This is a genomic window from Bradyrhizobium sp. LTSP849 (assembly GCF_000938255.1).
Classification (GTDB): Bacteria; Pseudomonadota; Alphaproteobacteria; order Rhizobiales; family Xanthobacteraceae; genus Bradyrhizobium.
The window spans coordinates 287,310-302,794 of the sequence record NZ_JYMR01000051.1 but is presented as its reverse complement, the minus strand read 5'-3'; the positions used below and the strand labels follow the sequence as shown (position 1 = coordinate 302,794).

Here is a 15,485-nt window from a genome sequence, read left to right as displayed (position 1 = left end):
TGTCGGCATCCCCAGGGGACGCGCAGGGGACGGTCTAGCGATAACAGTCAGGCCTGATCGAGCCCGATCGCCAGCGAACGGTTCAGGTTGTTGTATTCGGCGCCGTCACCGCCGGCACCATAAGGGAAAATAGCCATGTTCGCACGTGTGTCGCTACGCATTTCCTGCTGCTGCCAAATGGGAACACCACGATGAGAGCGGTTCTATGCAGTTCGTTCACCGGGCCGGGCGACCTGCGCATCGGCGAGATCGATGAGCCGAAGCCCGCCGTCGACGAGATTCTCGTCGACATCCATGCAGCCTCCGTCAGTTTCATGGACCAGTTGCTGGTCTCTGGCCTCTACCAGATGCGCCCACAGACGCCCTTCGTGCCCGGCACGGAAGCGGCTGGAATCGTCGTCGCGGTTGGCGACAAGGTCACGAAATTTCGTCCCGGCGATCGCGTGGCATGCAGCAGTTGGACCGGTGGCTACGCCGAACGGATGATCGCCAAGGAATCGAAGAGCGTGCGGCTGCCGGACGGCGTTGCGTTCGAGACCGCGGCGACGGTCCTGCACAATTATGGCACGGCCTATTATGCGCTGGTCGAGCGGGCACGGGCGCAACGCGGCGAAACCGTTTTTGTCACCGGCGCTGCCGGCGGGGTCGGACTCGCCGCCGTCGACCTCGGCCGCCATCTGGGCTTGCGCGTCGTCGCCGGTGTCGGCTCCGATGACAAGGCCGCCCTCGTGCGCGGCTACGGGGCCAGCGATGTCATCAACTATCGCAGCGAAGATCTGCGCGATCGGATCAAGTCGATCACCGGCGGAGACGGCATCGATGTCGGCTTTGACAATATCGGCGGAGCGATTTTCGAGCAGATCGCCCGGCTAATGAAGTGGAGCGGCCGGCTGATGCCGATCGGCTTTACCAGCGGCGAGATACCGTCGGTCCCGATGAACCTGCCGTTGCTCAAGAACTATTCCATCATCGGTGTCTTTGCCGGAGCTTGGGCGGAGAAATTTCCCGAAGAGGCCGCGCGGGTGAATGACATGCTGATGCAATTGCTGGCCGAAGGGAAGATCCGCCCGCACATCGATCGCGTCCTGCCATTGGAGCAGGTCGGGGACGCCATGCGCGCGGTGGCCCATCGGACGGTTCAGGGAAGAATTGTCCTCAAGATAAAGTAATGTCCACCGGTGACGACGAGAAAGGAACGGACCGATGACACCGATCATCATCGCCAAGCGCTATTGCGGTCCCCCGAACTCCGGGAACGGCGGCTATGTCTGCGGCCGACTGGCCCGGCACATTCCCGCCGGCGCGGAGGTGACACTGCGCGCACCGCCTCCTCTGGAGAAGCCGCTCGACGCCATCGCGGCGGACGACGGGACATGGGAGCTTCGCGACGGCGCCACGCTCGTCGCGACAGGGCGAGCGGCAAACGTCGAGCTTGCGCGGTTGGAGACAGCCAGCTTCGAGGAGGCCTGCGCCGCCGAATTGCTGACGCCGGTCAAGCCGCACGAGCATCCCCTGCCGACATGCTTCGTGTGCGGTCCCGCAAGGGCGAAGGGTGACGGCCTGCGCATCTTCGCCGGACCGCTCGGGCGTCATGCGCAGAAGCCGGTTCTTGCAGCGAGCTGGACACCGGATCCAAATCTGGCCGCGGGGGATGGCCTGGTCGCCCCCGAATTCCTCTGGTCGGCGCTCGACTGCCCCACCGGCTATGCCTGCAACTACAATCAGGAGAGCGATAGCTTCGACCAGGCGCCGCTCTTGCTGGGACGAATGTCGGCACGGATCGAAGCACGGCCGCCCCCCGGCGAACGCTGCGTCATCACAGCTTGGCCAACCGGCCGCGACGGCCGCAAACGAACGGCCGAAGCTGCGGCGCATAATGAAGCCGGGAGGTTGCTGGCCGTCGCCCGAACGACATGGATTGCGGTCGATCGCGACGTGCAGTTAGGTCGCGGGTGATTAACTGGATCTCGTCGGGTGGGCAAAGGTGCGAAGCGCCGTACCCACCATTTTTGCTTCAGCTCTGTCCAGCGACATGGTGGGCACGCTCCGCTTTGCCCACCCTACGAGACTTACGCGCTCTGCTCGATCATCTCCTGCAACCTCACCAGCTCCGCCTCCAGATCGCGCTCCACATCCGCCGCCCGCATCTCGATCACCCGATAATCGCGCGCCTCGAGCCACGCCCGCCGCGCCGACCGGTCGGCGGCGATGGTCTCCCCCTCGCCCGGGTTCACCAGCTCGATCGCGATCCGGTGCGGGAACGAGACGAAGTCCGGGATGTGCCGGCCGACCGGGGTCTGGCGTTTGAACCCTCCTGCAAAGCGGCGGTCGCGGGTCAGGGCCTGCCAGAGCAGACGCTCGGCGTCGGTCGGGTTGCGGCGGAGCAGGCGCGCGAGGCCGCGCACCGTAGAGCCGCTGTCGGGCGCGCCGGCCTGGCCGTGCTCGGCCAAAAGCGCGCGCAACCGCGTGGCCTGCTCGCCGTCGAGCACGCCGCCCTTGGCCGGGCCTTTGCGTCCCTCGGCGATCGCCATCACCACCCCGTGCAGGGTGTGCATGTCCTGCTTGGTCGGGTCCATGCGGGTAAAAATGTTGCGTAGATTCACCAGCATGGTGTCGCGCTTCTCGGCCGGCCGCAAAAACTCGACCTTGTCGAGCTCGCGGATCAAATTGTCGAAGAAGGCCTGGATCTGGTGCTGCGAAGCGCGCTCGGACCGCTCCGGCATGGCGTGCGGCAGCTCGCCGGAGGTCGCCCGCTTGAACCATTCATAGCCGACCAGCAACACGGCCTGGGCAAGGTTCAGCGAGGCAAAGCCCGGATTGACCGGGAAGGTGATGATGCGGTTGGAGAGCCCGACCTCCTCATTGGTCAGGCCCCAGCGCTCCCGGCCGAACAGGATGCCGGCCTTGCCGCCAGTCGCGACGTGACCGGAGATCTCGGCGGCGGCGGCTTCCGGACCCACCACGGGCTTGGCCTGGTCATGGGGGCGCGCGGTGGTCGCGAACAGCAGGTCGAGGTCGGCGACCGCCTGCTCGACCGTGTCGAACAATTCGACCCCTTCCAGAATGTGATCGGCGCCGGCCGCGGCACGCTGGGCGGCGATGTTGGGCCAGCCGTCGCGGGGTTTGACGATCCGCAAGGCGTGAAGCGCAAAATTACCCATGGCGCGAGCGGCCATGCCGATGTTCTCGCCAAGCTGCGGCTCGACCAGGATCACGATGGGACCGTCGAGGGCGAGGCCCGCCTTGCTCTTGTCAGTCCCCGACATCTCGTTTCGCTTTCACGCTGCCTCTCCAAGGCCTTGGAGAGATGCTCTCAGGAATTGATTCAAAGCGGGCCCCGGGGCCCGCTCCTCGTTCGCCTGTCGTTTGCCTGTCCTGACGAAATTCTCAAGGGAAATAACGGGTTGGATTCGACTTTTGAATCTCGCCTGTAACTTCAGGCCGGCCCCTGCGGCAGGGCGGCTCCCCGCCCCCCATCTGTGGAAGCTGGATGAGCTAAAAGTGCATAATCCCTTGGCTTTCGCCCGCCGCGTCCCGGTGCTAGGAGGGGGCGGATATTCCCGTGGCGCGCCAAAAGCGCCGTTCCCAAGAGGCTTCCCCGATCATGGCAAAAATCAAGGTGTCCAACCCTGTCGTCGAACTCGACGGCGACGAGATGACCCGGATCATCTGGCAGTACATCAAGGACAAGCTGATCAACCCGTTCCTTGACGTCGAGCTGCTCTACTTCGACCTGGGGATGGAATACCGCGACGAGACCAACGATCAGGTGACCATCGACGCCGCCGAAGCCATCAAGAAGGTCGGCGTCGGCGTCAAGTGCGCCACCATCACCCCGGACGAGGCCCGGGTGAAGGAGTTCAACCTCAAGCAAATGTGGAAGTCGCCGAACGGCACCATCCGCAACATCCTCGGCGGCGTGATCTTCCGCGAGCCGATCATCTGCAAGAACGTGCCGCGCCTGGTTCCCGGCTGGAGCAAGCCGATCATCATCGGCCGCCACGCCTATGGCGACCAGTACCGCGCCACCGACATCAAGTTCCCGGGCAAGGGCACGCTCTCGATGAAGTTCGTCGGCGAGGACGGCACCGTGATCGAGAGGGAGGTCTTCAAGACCCCGGGCGCCGGCGTCGCCATGCAGATGTACAATCTCGACGATTCCATCATCGACTTCGCCCGCGCCTCGCTCAATTATGGCCTGCTGCGCAACTACCCGGTCTATCTCTCGACCAAGAACACGATTCTCAAGGTCTATGACGGCCGCTTCAAGGACATCTTCCAGGACATCTACGACCGCGAATTCAAGAAGGAATTCGAGGCCAAGGGCCTGACCTACGAGCACCGCCTGATCGACGACATGGTGGCCTCGGCGCTGAAATGGTCCGGCGGCTATGTCTGGGCCTGCAAGAACTACGACGGCGACGTGCAGTCCGACACGGTCGCGCAGGGCTACGGCTCGCTCGGCCTGATGACCTCGGTCCTCCTCACCCCCGACGGCAAGACGGTGGAAGCCGAAGCTGCTCACGGCACCGTGACCCGCCACTACCGCGAGCACCAGAAGGGCAAGGAGACCTCGACCAACTCGATCGCGTCGATCTTCGCCTGGACCCGCGGCCTGTCGCACCGCGCCAAGCTCGACAACAATGCGGAGCTGGCCAAGTTCGCCAACACGCTGGAGAAGGTCTGCGTCGACACCGTCGAGGAAGGCCACATGACCAAGGACCTCGCGCTCCTCGTCGGCGCCGACCAGCGCTGGCTCTCGACCAACGGCTTCCTCGACAAGGTCGCCGAGAACCTCACGAAAGCGTTGGCGTAAGCCTGCGCATTATTTTCGCCTGACCGGGGTTAGACATCATGATGGGCCGCGCCCAAGCGCGGCCCATTCGTTTTGATATCATCGCGTGGAGACCGCCCATGTCCATCATCAAGTTCGCCGTCCCCTGCCTGCTGCTCGCAGCCATGATTGGACCAGCCGGGGCCGCGGAGCCGCTGCCCGCCGCCATCGCCGCCCCCGGCGAGACCGTCGTGCTCAGCGTCCATGCCGAGGGCGCGCAGGTCTATGACTGCAAGGCCGGCACCGACGGCAAGCTCGCCTGGGCTTTTCGCGAGCCGGTCGCGACCCTGCTTGCCGAGGGCAAGACGGTCGGCCGGCATTATGCCGGGCCGAACTGGGAGCTTGCCGACAGCAGCGCCGTGGTTGGCAAGGCGATCGGCAATGCGCCGGGCGCAACGGCCGCCGATATCCCCTGGCTGAAGCTGGAGGTCGCCTCCCGCCGCGGCAGCGGCGTGCTGACGCCGGTCACCACCGTCCAGCGCATCAACACCCATGGCGGCAAGCTCGACGGCGCATGCGACAAGGCTGGCGAGTTCAAAAGCGCGCCCTACTCGGCGGACTATATTTTCCTGAAGAAGGGCTGACCGCTCAGCGGTCGGTGCCCTCGCGCTCGGCTTGCGTCAGCTCTGCCGCCGCCAGATCGCCGGTCTCCTCCAACCGCGCTTTCGCGGTCTGGTGGACATGGGCGGCCAGCGTCGGCATGCGCGCGATCAAAGCGTGAAAATCCTGCGCGTCGAGCAGCAGCAGCCGGGTCTTGCGCATCGCGGTGACCGTGCCGCTGCGCTTGGTCTTGTGCAGCAGCGCGATCTCGCCGAAGAAAGTGCCGTCGGCGAGCCGTACCTGCTGGCTCGGCAGCGCGATCTCGACTTCGCCGGCGGTGATGAAATACATCGACGAGGCGGCATCGCCTCGACGGACCAGGACCTCGCCCTGCTCGATGGTGCGGGCCCGGAGCAGCCGCATGATGTCGGCGATCTCCGCGGCCGCAAGATGCGAGAACAGTGGCACCCGCGCCAGCATGCCCCAGGTCACGACGAAGTCGCGCCGCTTCAGCTCCTCGGCAAAGGCGGTGGAGATGATCGCGACCGGCAGCGCGATCATGGCAAAGCCGCTGATGATGGCAAAGACCGAGACGAATTTTCCGAGCGCGGTCACCGGCACGACGTCGCCATAACCGACGGTGCCGAGCGTCACGATCGCCCACCACATCGCGTCCGGAATGGTGCCAAGCTTGCTGGGCTGCACGTCGCGCTCGATCGCATAAAGCAGCGAGGCGAAGGTCAGCACCACGCCGGTCAGGATGACGATGCAGCCGATCAGCGCGCGCCGCTCGGCATGCACGGCGGCGAGCAGCGAGCGCATCGCCGGCGAGTACCGTATCAGCTTGAAGAACGGCAGCACACCAAGCGCAGCCAGCGTCGCGTGACGGCCGGTGGCCAGCACGATCGCCGCAGGCAGGAACGCCAGGAGATCAATGATGCCGAGCGCGGAGAAAGCATAGGAGAACCGGTCGGCGAGCGCGGATGCCTTGCGCGGTGTGTGGCCCGCCACCGTCCACAGACGCGCGGCATATTCCAGCGCGAAGATGACGATGGAAACAATCGTGACGGCCGAGAACAGCACGTCGAACTGCGCGTCCAGATCGGGCACCGAGGCCAGGATCATCGCAGCAACGTCGAGCACGATGACGCTGATAATCACCTGGATGAAGCGCGATCCCACTGAGTAGGCCAGCGGATCGTGCTCCAGCAATTCGTACAGGCGATCCCTTAAGTTGGGATCGCGCAAGCCACGTCCTCGCGGAACGGGGCCCACGACGGTCTACGCGCCCGCCATCGCTTTTTCGATCGCGGTCAACGCCTCGGACGCCTTGGCACCATCCGGGCCGCCAGCCTGAGCCATGTCGGGCCGGCCGCCGCCGCCCTTGCCGCCGAGCGCTTCGGAGGCGACGCGCACGAGGTTGACAGCATTGAATCGCGAGACGAGGTCGGCGGTCACACCAACCACGACACCGGCCTTGCCGTCCTCGGTGACGCCAATGATGGCGACCACGCCGGAGCCGATCTGCTTCTTGCCGTCGTCCGCAAGGCTCTTGAGATCCTTCATCTCGATGCCCTCGACCGCACGCGCCATCAGCTTGACGTCGCCGATTTCGCGCACGCCGCTCGCTGTGCCATTGCTGCCGCTCGCCGCGCCGCCGCCCATCGCGAGCTTCTTGCGGGCGTCAGACAATTCGCGCTCGAGCTTCTTGCGCTCGTCCATCAGCGCTGTGATGCGGGCCGGGACGTCGTCGATCGAGGTGCGCAGCTCGTTCGCCGCGGTCTTCGCCAGCGCCATGGTCTCGTTGGCATGCTTGCGCGCGTAGTTGCCGGTTAGAGCCTCGATGCGGCGCACGCCGGAGGCGACCGCACTCTCGCCGGTCAGCGTGATCAGGCCGATATCGCCGGTGCGCCTGACATGCGTGCCGCCGCAGAGCTCGACCGACCAGCCGAGCGCGTTGACGCCGCGTTCGCGCGCAGTCCGCCCCATCGAGACGACGCGGACCTCGTCGCCATATTTCTCGCCGAACAGCGCGCGCGCCCCCGCTTCGCGGGCCTCATCCACGCCCATGACGCGGGTGGTGACCTCGTCGTTCTCCAGCACAACGTCGTTGGCGATGTCCTCGACGCGGGCAAGTTCCTCCGCCGTGATCGGCTTCGGATGCACGAAGTCGAAGCGCAGCCGATCGGGCGCGACCATCGAGCCGCGCTGGGCGATGTGGTCGCCGAGCACCTGGCGCAGCGCTTCATGAATGAGATGCGTCGCGGAGTGATGGGCGCGGATCGAGGAGCGCCGCCGATGATCGACTTCGAGCGCGAGCGCGGTGCCGAGCTTTAGCTCGCCGCTCTCCAATGTGCCGATGTGAACGAAGAGATCGCCGAGCTTCTTCTGGGTGTCGGTGACGCGAAATTTGATCCCGCCCTCGCCCGTCAGCACGCCGGTGTCGCCAACCTGGCCGCCGGACTCCGCATAGAACGGCGTCTGGTTCAGCAGCAGCGCGCCGGTCTCGCCGGCCTTGAGGCTGTCGATTTCCTTACCGTCCTTGACGAGCGCGGAGACGACGCCTTCGGCGCTCTCGGTCTCATAGCCCAAAAATTCAGTGGCCCCGAGCTTTTCGCGCAGCGGGAACCAGATCGCTTCCGAGGCTGCCTCGCCCGAGCCCGCCCATGACGCGCGCGCCTTGGTCTTCTGACGTTCCATGGCGTCGGTGAAGGAGGCCTGATCGACGCTGATGCCGCGCGACTTCAGCGCGTCCTGCGTCAGATCCAGCGGGAAGCCGTAGGTGTCGTAGAGCGTGAAGGCGACGTCGCCGTCGAACATGTCGCCCTTCTTCAAGGAGGCCGACCTCTCGTCGAGGATCGCAAGGCCGCGCGTCAGCGTCTTGCGGAAGCGGGTCTCTTCCAGCCGCAGCGTTTCCTCGATCAGATTTTCCGCGCGCATCAGCTCGGGATAGGCTTGGCCCATCTCGCGCACCAGCGCCCACACGAGGCGATGCATCAGCGGGTCTTTCGCACCTAACAGCTGCGCATGGCGCATCGCGCGGCGCATGATCCGGCGCAGCACATAGCCGCGGCCTTCGTTCGAGGGCAGCACGCCGTCGGAGACGAGGAAGGCCGAGGAGCGCAGATGGTCGGCGATGACGCGGAACGAAGCGACGGTCTGCTCGTTCGGCCCGGTGCCCAGCGCCGACGCGGTCGCATCGATCAAATGGCGGAACAGATCGGTCTCGAACACGCTGTCGACGCCCTGCATGATGCTGGCCATGCGCTCGAGGCCCATGCCGGTGTCGATCGAGGGACGCGGCAGCGCCACGCGCTCCTCCTTCGTCACCTGCTCGTACTGCATGAACACGAGATTCCAGAATTCGAGGAAGCGGTCGCCGTCCTCTTCCGGTGAGCCCGGAGGTCCGCCCCAGATGTGGTCGCCGCGATCGATGAAGATCTCCGAGCACGGACCGCACGGGCCGGTGTCACCCATCGCCCAGAAATTGTCCGAGGTCGGGATGCGGATGATGCGGTCGTCGGAGAAGCCCGCGATCTTCTTCCAGAGGCCAGCCGCCTCGTCGTCAGTGTGGTAGACGGTGACGAGCAGCTTGTCTTTCTTGAGCCCGAATTCCCTGGTGATCAACGTCCAGGCCAGCTCGATCGCGCGCTCCTTGAAATAGTCGCCGAACGAGAAGTTGCCGAGCATCTCGAAGAAGGTGAGATGGCGCGCGGTATAGCCGACATTGTCGAGATCGTTGTGCTTGCCGCCGGCGCGCACGCATTTCTGTGACGTGGTGGCCCGCTGGTAAGGCCGCTTCTCGACGCCGGTAAAAACGTTCTTGAACTGCACCATGCCGGCATTGGTGAACATCAATGTCGGGTCGTTGCGCGGCACCAATGGCGAGGACGACACGATCTCGTGGCCGTTCTCGGCAAAGAAGTTCAGAAAGGTCGACCTGATCTCGTTGACGCCGCTCATGTTCATCCAATCGGGTGTGCTTGGGCCCGCTGACACGCCATCCAAACCGCAAGTTTGGGCTGATATCTGCGGACAGAAGCGCTTTTAGACAAGGCCAGCTTCGCTGTCCAGAAACTGTGCAGCGTGATCAGAGGGTTGCCGCAGGCGCGCAATCCCGTTGCAATCCCGTTGAAAGGCGCTGAAGCCGCGTTGACAGGCTTGGCCGGGCTGTGGTCTTTACCCATCTGTATCGTACGGCCACGTCGGGAGAGACCGGCACTGGTGCCGGCGCCGAAGGAGCAACCGCCCCGGAAACTCTCAGGCAAAAGGACCGCGTGGCTTTGACAGCATCTGGAAAGAGGCGCCGACGGGCATAAGACCCGGATTGCGTCCGCCGACGGGATAATACTCTCAGGCACAGCGACAGATGGGGCTTCGGGTGGTGTCCGCGGGGAATTGTCCTCGGGAACCGCCGAGGGCCCTGTGATGCTTTCGCGCGACGACCAAGATTCCCTTAAGACGACGCCCCTTCACGGGCTGCATGTGGCGCTCGGCGGCAAGATGGTGCCGTTCGCGGGCTATGACATGCCCGTGCAACATCCCGCCGGCGTGCTGAAGGAGCACCTCCATACCCGCAGCCAGGCCGGCCTGTTCGACGTCTCCCACATGGGCCAGATCGCGCTTCGGCCAAAGTCGGGCAAGGTCGAGGACGCTGCCCGCGCGCTGGAACGGCTGGTGCCGCAGGACATCGTCGCGGTTGCGCCGGGTCGCCAGCGCTACGCCCAGTTCACCAATGCGGATGGCGGAATTTTGGACGATCTGATGGTCGCCAGTTTCGGCGACCATTTGTTCCTGGTCGTCAACGCCGCCTGCAAGGAAGAGGACGAGGCGCATCTGCGCGCGAATCTGTCCAACGACTGCATCATCGATTCGCTGACCGAGCGCGCGCTGATCGCGCTTCAGGGCCCGAAGGCGGAATCGGTGCTGGCGAAATTGTGTGCAGAGGCGCCCACCATGAAGTTCATGGATGCCGGGCCGCACAAGGTCGCAGGCATCGACTGCTTCGTTTCGCGCTCCGGCTACACCGGCGAGGACGGGTTCGAGATTTCGGTTCCCGCCGGCGATGCCGAGCGCCTCGCCAAAACGCTGCTGGACAATCCTGACGTCATGCCGATCGGTCTCGGCGCCCGCGACAGCCTGCGGCTGGAAGGCGGGCTCTGCCTCTATGGCCATGACATCGACACCGCCACCACACCGGTCGAGGCCGCGCTGGAATGGTCGGTGCAAAAGAGCCGCCGCACGGGCGGTGCCCGCGCCGGCGGTTTTCCCGGCGCCGAAAAGATCCTCGCGCATTTCGACCAGGGCGCGGCCCGCCGCCGCGTCGGCCTGCGCACCGAGGGCCGCGCGCCGGTGCGCGAGGGCGCGCTGCTGTTTGCAGATAGCGCCGGCGGCGAGCCGATCGGAAAGGTCACATCGGGCAGCTTCGGCCCAAGCCTGAATGCACCGGTCGCGATGGGCTACGTGCCCACCGCGTCGAGCGCGCTCGGCACAAACCTCTTCGCCGAGGTGCGCGGCCAGCGTCTGCCGCTCACGGTCGCCGCCATGCCTTTCGTGAAAAACACCTACAAACGCTGAGGACTTAAGAAAATGACCACGACGCTGTACACCTCCGACCACGAATGGCTGGCCATCGACGGCGATGTCGCCACCGTCGGGATCACCGACTACGCGCAGTCGCAGCTCGGCGACGTCGTGTTCATCGAACTGCCGAAGGTCGGCCGCACATTGAAGAAGGCCGAAGCCGCCGCCGTCGTGGAATCGGTGAAGGCTGCCTCCGACGTCTACGCACCGATCTCCGGCGAAGTGCTCGAGGTCAACGACGCGCTCGGCAGTGAGCCGGCGCTGGTCAATTCGGATGCGCAAGGCAAGGCCTGGTTCTTCAAGATCAAGATTGCCGACAAGAGCGAGCTCGGCGGCCTCATGGATGAGGCGGCTTACAAGGCGCATACGGCGTGAGATGAAGCACACTCGAACCTCATTCTCAGTGTCATCGCCCGCGAAGGCGGGCGATCCAGTACGCCGCAGCCTATCGGTCCTAGCCGAAGCGGCTGCGTTTACTGGATGCCCCGCCTTCGCGGGGCATGACGGCGACAGCAACTCCTAGCGAGGACCCATGATGACCGCGCACCGCAAATCCAACGGCGACACCACCACTTTCGTTCGCCGCCATATCGGCCCCTCCGCGCGCGACGTGACCGCGATGCTGGAAACCGTTGGCGCCAAGAGCGTCGACGCGCTGATGGCGGAGACGCTGCCGGCCTCGATCCGGCAGGCCGCGCCGCTCGATCTCGGCAAGCCCTTGAGCGAGACCGAGGCGATCGCGCATATGGCCGAGCTGGCGCGCGACAATCAGGTCTTCACCTCGCTGATCGGCCAAGGCTATTCCGGCACGATTTTGCCCGCGGTGATCCAGCGCAACATTTTGGAGAGCCCGGCCTGGTACACGGCCTATACGCCCTATCAGCCCGAGATCAGCCAGGGCCGGCTGGAGGCGCTGCTCAACTTCCAGACCATGATCTGCGACCTCTCCGGGCTCGATGTCGCCAATGCCTCGCTGCTTGATGAGGCGACTGCTGCGGCCGAAGCCATGGCGCTCGCCGAACGGCACTCGAAGGTCGACGCAAAGGCCTTCTTCGTCGACAAGGACGTGCATCCGCAGACGCTGGCGGTGATGCGTACCCGCGCGGAACCCCTGGGCTGGACGCTGATCGTCGGCGATCCCCTCACCGATCTCGACAAGGCCGACGTGCTGGGTGCGCTGCTGCAATATCCCGGCAGTTCGGGCGCGGTGCGCGACCTCAGGCCTGCGATCAGAGCACTGAAGGCCAAGGGCGCACTCGCGATCATGGCCGCCGATCTCCTGGCACTGACACTGCTCGCCTCACCCGGCGAGCTCGGGGCCGACATCGCGATCGGCTCGGCGCAGCGTTTTGGCGTGCCGATGGGCTATGGCGGGCCGCACGCGGCCTACATGGCGGTGCGCGATGCGCTCAAGCGCTCGCTGCCCGGCCGCATCGTCGGCCTCTCCGTGGATTCGCGCGGCGCGCCTGCCTATCGCCTCGCGCTCCAGACCCGCGAGCAGCACATCCGCCGCGAGAAGGCGACCTCCAACATCTGCACCGCGCAGGTGCTGCTCGCCGTGATCGCCTCGATGTATGCGGTCTATCACGGCCCCGAAGGGCTGGCGCAGATCGCGCGGACCGTGCATCGCCGCGCCGCCGTGCTCGCAGCCGGCCTGCGCAAGCTCGACTTCGCGCCGCAAGCCGAAAGCTTCTTCGACACGGTGACGGTCGATGCCGGCGCGAAGCGTGCGGAGATCGTCGCGCGCGCCGTCGCTGAAAAGATCAATCTCGGTGTCGGCGACAGCACCTTGCGCATCGCGCTCGACGAGACCACGACGCCCGCAACCGTCGAGGCGGTCTGGCGCGCGTTTGGCGGCAAGCTCACTTACGCCGAGTTAGATGCGACCACGCGCGAGGCACTGCCGGAGGCCTTGAAGCGCGCGACCGCTTTCCTCACCCATCCGGTGTTCCACGCGCATCGCTCGGAGACCGAGATACTGCGCTACATGCGCAAGCTCAGCGATCGCGACCTCGCGCTCGACCGCGCCATGATTCCGCTCGGCTCCTGCACCATGAAGCTGAACGCGACCACCGAGATGATGCCGCTGACCTGGCCGGAATTCGGCTCCCTGCACCCGTTCGCCCCGCGCGAGCAGGCGAAGGGCTATCACGCGCTGTTCGCGCGTTTGGAGAAATGGCTGTGCGACATCACCGGCTATGACGCGATCTCGCTCCAGCCGAATTCGGGCGCGCAGGGCGAATATGCCGGCTTGCTCGCAATCCGCGGCTATCATGCCGCGCGCGGAGAGGCGCATCGCAAGATCTGCCTGATCCCCTCCTCCGCCCACGGCACCAACCCGGCCTCGGCCGCGATGGTCGGCATGGACGTTGTGGTGGTCGCCTGCGAAAAGAACGGCGACGTCGACGTCAATGATCTCCGCGCCAAGGCCGAGAAGCATTCGGCCAATCTCGCCGCGGTCATGATCACCTATCCCTCGACGCATGGCGTCTTCGAGGAGCATATCCGCGAGATCTGCGACATCGTCCATGGCCATGGTGGCCAGGTCTATCTCGACGGCGCCAACCTCAACGCGCAGGTCGGCCTGTCCAGGCCCGGCGATTACGGCGCTGACGTCAGCCATCTCAATCTGCACAAGACCTTCTGCATCCCGCATGGCGGCGGCGGCCCCGGCATGGGCCCGATCGGCGTCAAGGCGCATCTCGCGCCGTTCCTCCCCGGTCATCCTGCGACGCAGGCTGACGCAGCGGTCGGCCCGGTCTCGGCCGCGCCGTTCGGCTCGGCGTCGATCCTGACCATCTCATACATCTACATCCTGATGATGGGCGGCGAAGGTCTGAAGCGCGCCACCGAGATCGCGATCCTCAACGCCAACTACATCGCAGCCAGGCTCGATGCGCACTTCCCGGTGCTCTACAAGAACGAGAAAGGCCGCGTCGCGCATGAATGCATCGTCGACCCGCGTCCGCTGAAGACAACAAGCGGCGTCACCGTCGACGACATCGCAAAGCGCCTGATCGACTACGGCTTCCACGCGCCCACCATGAGCTTTCCGGTGCCGGGCACGCTGATGATCGAGCCGACCGAATCGGAATCCAAAGCGGAGCTGGATCGGTTCTGCGATGCCATGATCGCAATCCGGAAAGAAATCGCCGAGGTCGAGGCCGGCCGCTTTGAGATCGCTGCCTCGCCCTTGCGGCACGCTCCGCATACGGTGCACGACATCGCGGACGATAACTGGACCCGCGCCTACACCCGCGCCGAAGGCTGCTTCCCCGCGGGCAGCTCGCGCACCGACAAATACTGGTGCCCGGTCGGCCGCGTCGACAACGTCTATGGCGACCGCAACCTGGTGTGCTCCTGCCCGCCGGTGAGCGATTACGCGGAAGCCGCGGAGTAAGACGCGACGGAGGTTTCGTAGGGTGGGCAAAGCGGAGCGTGCCCACCACCTTTCGCCACGTTGGAATTTGGTGGGCACGGCGCTTGCGCGCCTTTGCCCACCCTACGGCAGTGAACGCGCCTCTAAGGCGCAACCAACAATCTGTTCTCGCGATCCCACCGCCAGAGCCGGTCATTGGTCAGCTCAGTACCGCCCCACCAGCGCTTGATTGGGTTGTGGCGCCACATGTCGGCTTCGCGCGCCAGAAGTGAACGCCCGAGTTCAGTCAGCGTAACCTTCCACTCGCTCCTGCCGAAGTAGCGGTCCTCGTTGTCGAACGCCGGATCGCCCAACAAGACCGGCGGGACCGAATATTCCCCCAGTTCGATCAAAGCATCTTGCGCGTCGGATCCGTCGAACACATCGCGAAGCCACCTCGCCTCGCAGACGATCCTCGGGTCAGTGTGCCCCTCGTTCACAAAGTCGAGGAGATCCATTTCGCTGGCACCGAGTCCCGTCCCCCTGTCCGGAAGCTCTTCAAGCACCGCAATCAGTGCCGATCGAAGTCTCGGCAGAATCATGAGATCCGTCATCAGCAGATCGAAACAGGATTCTGGCGTTTCAGCCTGATAAGCTCGCCAGGCGCGGCTTGCCGTCACCAGATGGTTGTCGGTCACCTTGAAGGAGGCAGCTTCCATTTTGCGACAGACTCCGGCGCATAGTTTGCAACAATGTCGTCCGTGTGCACCAGGCTCAGCTTCGTCGTGATCTCCTTGTAGGGGCGCAGCAGGTCCAGCAGCCAGACGAGCACAAGCTGATCGTTGGGCCGGGGATCGACCCATATTTCAATTGAGTCGAACTTTGCACACAGCTCAAGGAAACCGATATCGCGCGTGCCGAAACCGTTGAGCGAGCCGCGACAAACGTCGTCGAGCCAATGATCACCAGGATTGCAATGCTTCTCCGAACGCCGCTCCAACCCTTTCAAAAGTCGTTCTTCGGAAGGCAATTTCCTCCAGACGAAACGTAGATAGAATCCGAGCGCGAGATTCGCGACACCGGACTGCCGAAGCACGTCTTCCGCAAGATCGTTCGTGGCTAAAATCAAATGTGACACGATTGCCTCTCACGATATCGGCAAGGCCGGCC

Annotated in this window: 12 protein-coding genes and 1 riboswitch; of the genes, 7 read left to right on the top strand and 5 right to left on the bottom strand. The window is 64.7% G+C overall.

Annotated elements, in window-relative coordinates:
• Positions 1-191: 191 nt before the first annotated feature.
• Positions 192-1,169 carry an NADPH:quinone oxidoreductase family protein gene (locus UB31_RS30035; RefSeq protein WP_045013439.1) on the top strand — a complete coding sequence of 326 codons (978 nt, stop codon included), beginning with the start codon at positions 192-194 and terminating at the stop codon, positions 1,167-1,169.
• Positions 1,170-1,203: 34 nt separating this feature from the next.
• The gene (locus UB31_RS30030) at positions 1,204-1,956 is read left to right on the top strand and encodes a PaaI family thioesterase (RefSeq protein WP_045013438.1); all 753 of its coding nucleotides are present in this window, start codon (positions 1,204-1,206) and stop codon (positions 1,954-1,956) included.
• Positions 1,957-2,069: 113 nt separating this feature from the next.
• On the opposite strand, the gene UB31_RS30025 is transcribed toward UB31_RS30030, so the two are convergent.
• On the bottom strand, positions 2,070-3,266 hold the full coding sequence (locus UB31_RS30025; RefSeq protein ID WP_045013437.1) for a TrmJ/YjtD family RNA methyltransferase: 1,197 nt from the start codon (positions 3,264-3,266) through the stop codon (positions 2,070-2,072).
• Between the two features lie 338 nt (positions 3,267-3,604).
• Here UB31_RS30025 and UB31_RS30020 point away from each other — a divergent pair, with 338 nt between their 5' ends.
• On the top strand, positions 3,605-4,816 hold the full coding sequence (locus tag UB31_RS30020) for an NADP-dependent isocitrate dehydrogenase (RefSeq protein WP_045013436.1): 1,212 nt from the start codon (positions 3,605-3,607) through the stop codon (positions 4,814-4,816).
• Between the two features lie 98 nt (positions 4,817-4,914).
• Complete coding sequence (locus UB31_RS30015) at positions 4,915-5,418, top strand: DUF3455 domain-containing protein (protein WP_045013435.1); 504 nt, start codon at positions 4,915-4,917, stop codon at positions 5,416-5,418.
• A gap of 4 nt (positions 5,419-5,422) precedes the next feature.
• On the opposite strand, the gene UB31_RS30010 is transcribed toward UB31_RS30015, so the two are convergent.
• Entirely contained in the window at positions 5,423-6,649 is a 1,227-nt protein-coding gene (locus tag UB31_RS30010; RefSeq protein WP_045013434.1) for a cyclic nucleotide-gated ion channel, read from the bottom strand.
• Positions 6,650-6,655: 6 nt separating this feature from the next.
• Positions 6,656-9,337, bottom strand: a complete 2,682-nt coding sequence (alaS, locus tag UB31_RS30005; protein WP_045013526.1) for an alanine--tRNA ligase — start codon at positions 9,335-9,337, stop codon at positions 6,656-6,658.
• 233 nt (positions 9,338-9,570) lie between these two features.
• Positions 9,571-9,659, top strand: a riboswitch (glycine riboswitch).
• Between the two features lie 143 nt (positions 9,660-9,802).
• Here alaS and gcvT point away from each other — a divergent pair.
• The 3 genes from gcvT to gcvP all read left to right on the top strand — a co-directional run bounded on the left by gcvT (position 9,803) and on the right by gcvP (position 14,357).
• Positions 9,803-10,951, top strand: a complete 1,149-nt coding sequence (gene gcvT / locus UB31_RS30000; protein ID WP_045013433.1) for a glycine cleavage system aminomethyltransferase GcvT — start codon at positions 9,803-9,805, stop codon at positions 10,949-10,951.
• A gap of 12 nt (positions 10,952-10,963) precedes the next feature.
• The gene (gcvH, locus tag UB31_RS29995) at positions 10,964-11,332 is read left to right on the top strand and encodes a glycine cleavage system protein GcvH (RefSeq protein WP_045013432.1); all 369 of its coding nucleotides are present in this window, start codon (positions 10,964-10,966) and stop codon (positions 11,330-11,332) included.
• A 160-nt stretch (positions 11,333-11,492) separates the two neighbouring features.
• Positions 11,493-14,357: an aminomethyl-transferring glycine dehydrogenase gene (gcvP, locus tag UB31_RS29990; RefSeq protein ID WP_045013525.1), complete on the top strand. Its 2,865-nt coding sequence runs from the start codon at positions 11,493-11,495 to the stop codon at positions 14,355-14,357.
• Between the two features lie 122 nt (positions 14,358-14,479).
• On the opposite strand, the gene UB31_RS29985 is transcribed toward gcvP, so the two are convergent.
• Together UB31_RS29985 and UB31_RS42710 are read right to left on the bottom strand one after the other, a co-directional pair.
• Positions 14,480-15,034 (bottom strand): hypothetical protein, encoded by a 555-nt coding sequence (locus UB31_RS29985; RefSeq protein WP_245305633.1) that lies wholly within the window; start codon positions 15,032-15,034, stop codon positions 14,480-14,482.
• The gene (locus UB31_RS42710; RefSeq protein ID WP_245305634.1) at positions 15,010-15,453 is read right to left on the bottom strand and encodes a hypothetical protein; all 444 of its coding nucleotides are present in this window, start codon (positions 15,451-15,453) and stop codon (positions 15,010-15,012) included. The genes UB31_RS29985 and UB31_RS42710 overlap by 25 nt, the downstream gene beginning before the upstream one ends.
• Positions 15,454-15,485: the final 32 nt, after the last annotated feature.

Excerpts from the sequence above, each read along its gene's own strand:
- UB31_RS30035 (WP_045013439.1), top strand. The coding sequence starts at position 192 with ATGAGAGCGGTTCTATGCAGTTCGTTCACCGGGCCGGGCGACCTGCGC.
- UB31_RS30030 (WP_045013438.1), top strand. The coding sequence starts at position 1,204 with ATGACACCGATCATCATCGCCAAGCGCTATTGCGGTCCCCCGAACTCC.
- UB31_RS30025 (WP_045013437.1), bottom strand. The coding sequence starts at position 3,266 with ATGTCGGGGACTGACAAGAGCAAGGCGGGCCTCGCCCTCGACGGTCCC.
- UB31_RS30020 (WP_045013436.1), top strand. The coding sequence starts at position 3,605 with ATGGCAAAAATCAAGGTGTCCAACCCTGTCGTCGAACTCGACGGCGAC.
- UB31_RS30015 (WP_045013435.1), top strand. The coding sequence starts at position 4,915 with ATGTCCATCATCAAGTTCGCCGTCCCCTGCCTGCTGCTCGCAGCCATG.
- alaS (WP_045013526.1), bottom strand. The coding sequence starts at position 9,337 with ATGAGCGGCGTCAACGAGATCAGGTCGACCTTTCTGAACTTCTTTGCC.
- gcvT (WP_045013433.1), top strand. The coding sequence starts at position 9,803 with ATGCTTTCGCGCGACGACCAAGATTCCCTTAAGACGACGCCCCTTCAC.
- gcvH (WP_045013432.1), top strand. The coding sequence starts at position 10,964 with ATGACCACGACGCTGTACACCTCCGACCACGAATGGCTGGCCATCGAC.
- gcvP (WP_045013525.1), top strand. The coding sequence starts at position 11,493 with ATGACCGCGCACCGCAAATCCAACGGCGACACCACCACTTTCGTTCGC.
- UB31_RS29985 (WP_245305633.1), bottom strand. The coding sequence starts at position 15,034 with ATGGAAGCTGCCTCCTTCAAGGTGACCGACAACCATCTGGTGACGGCA.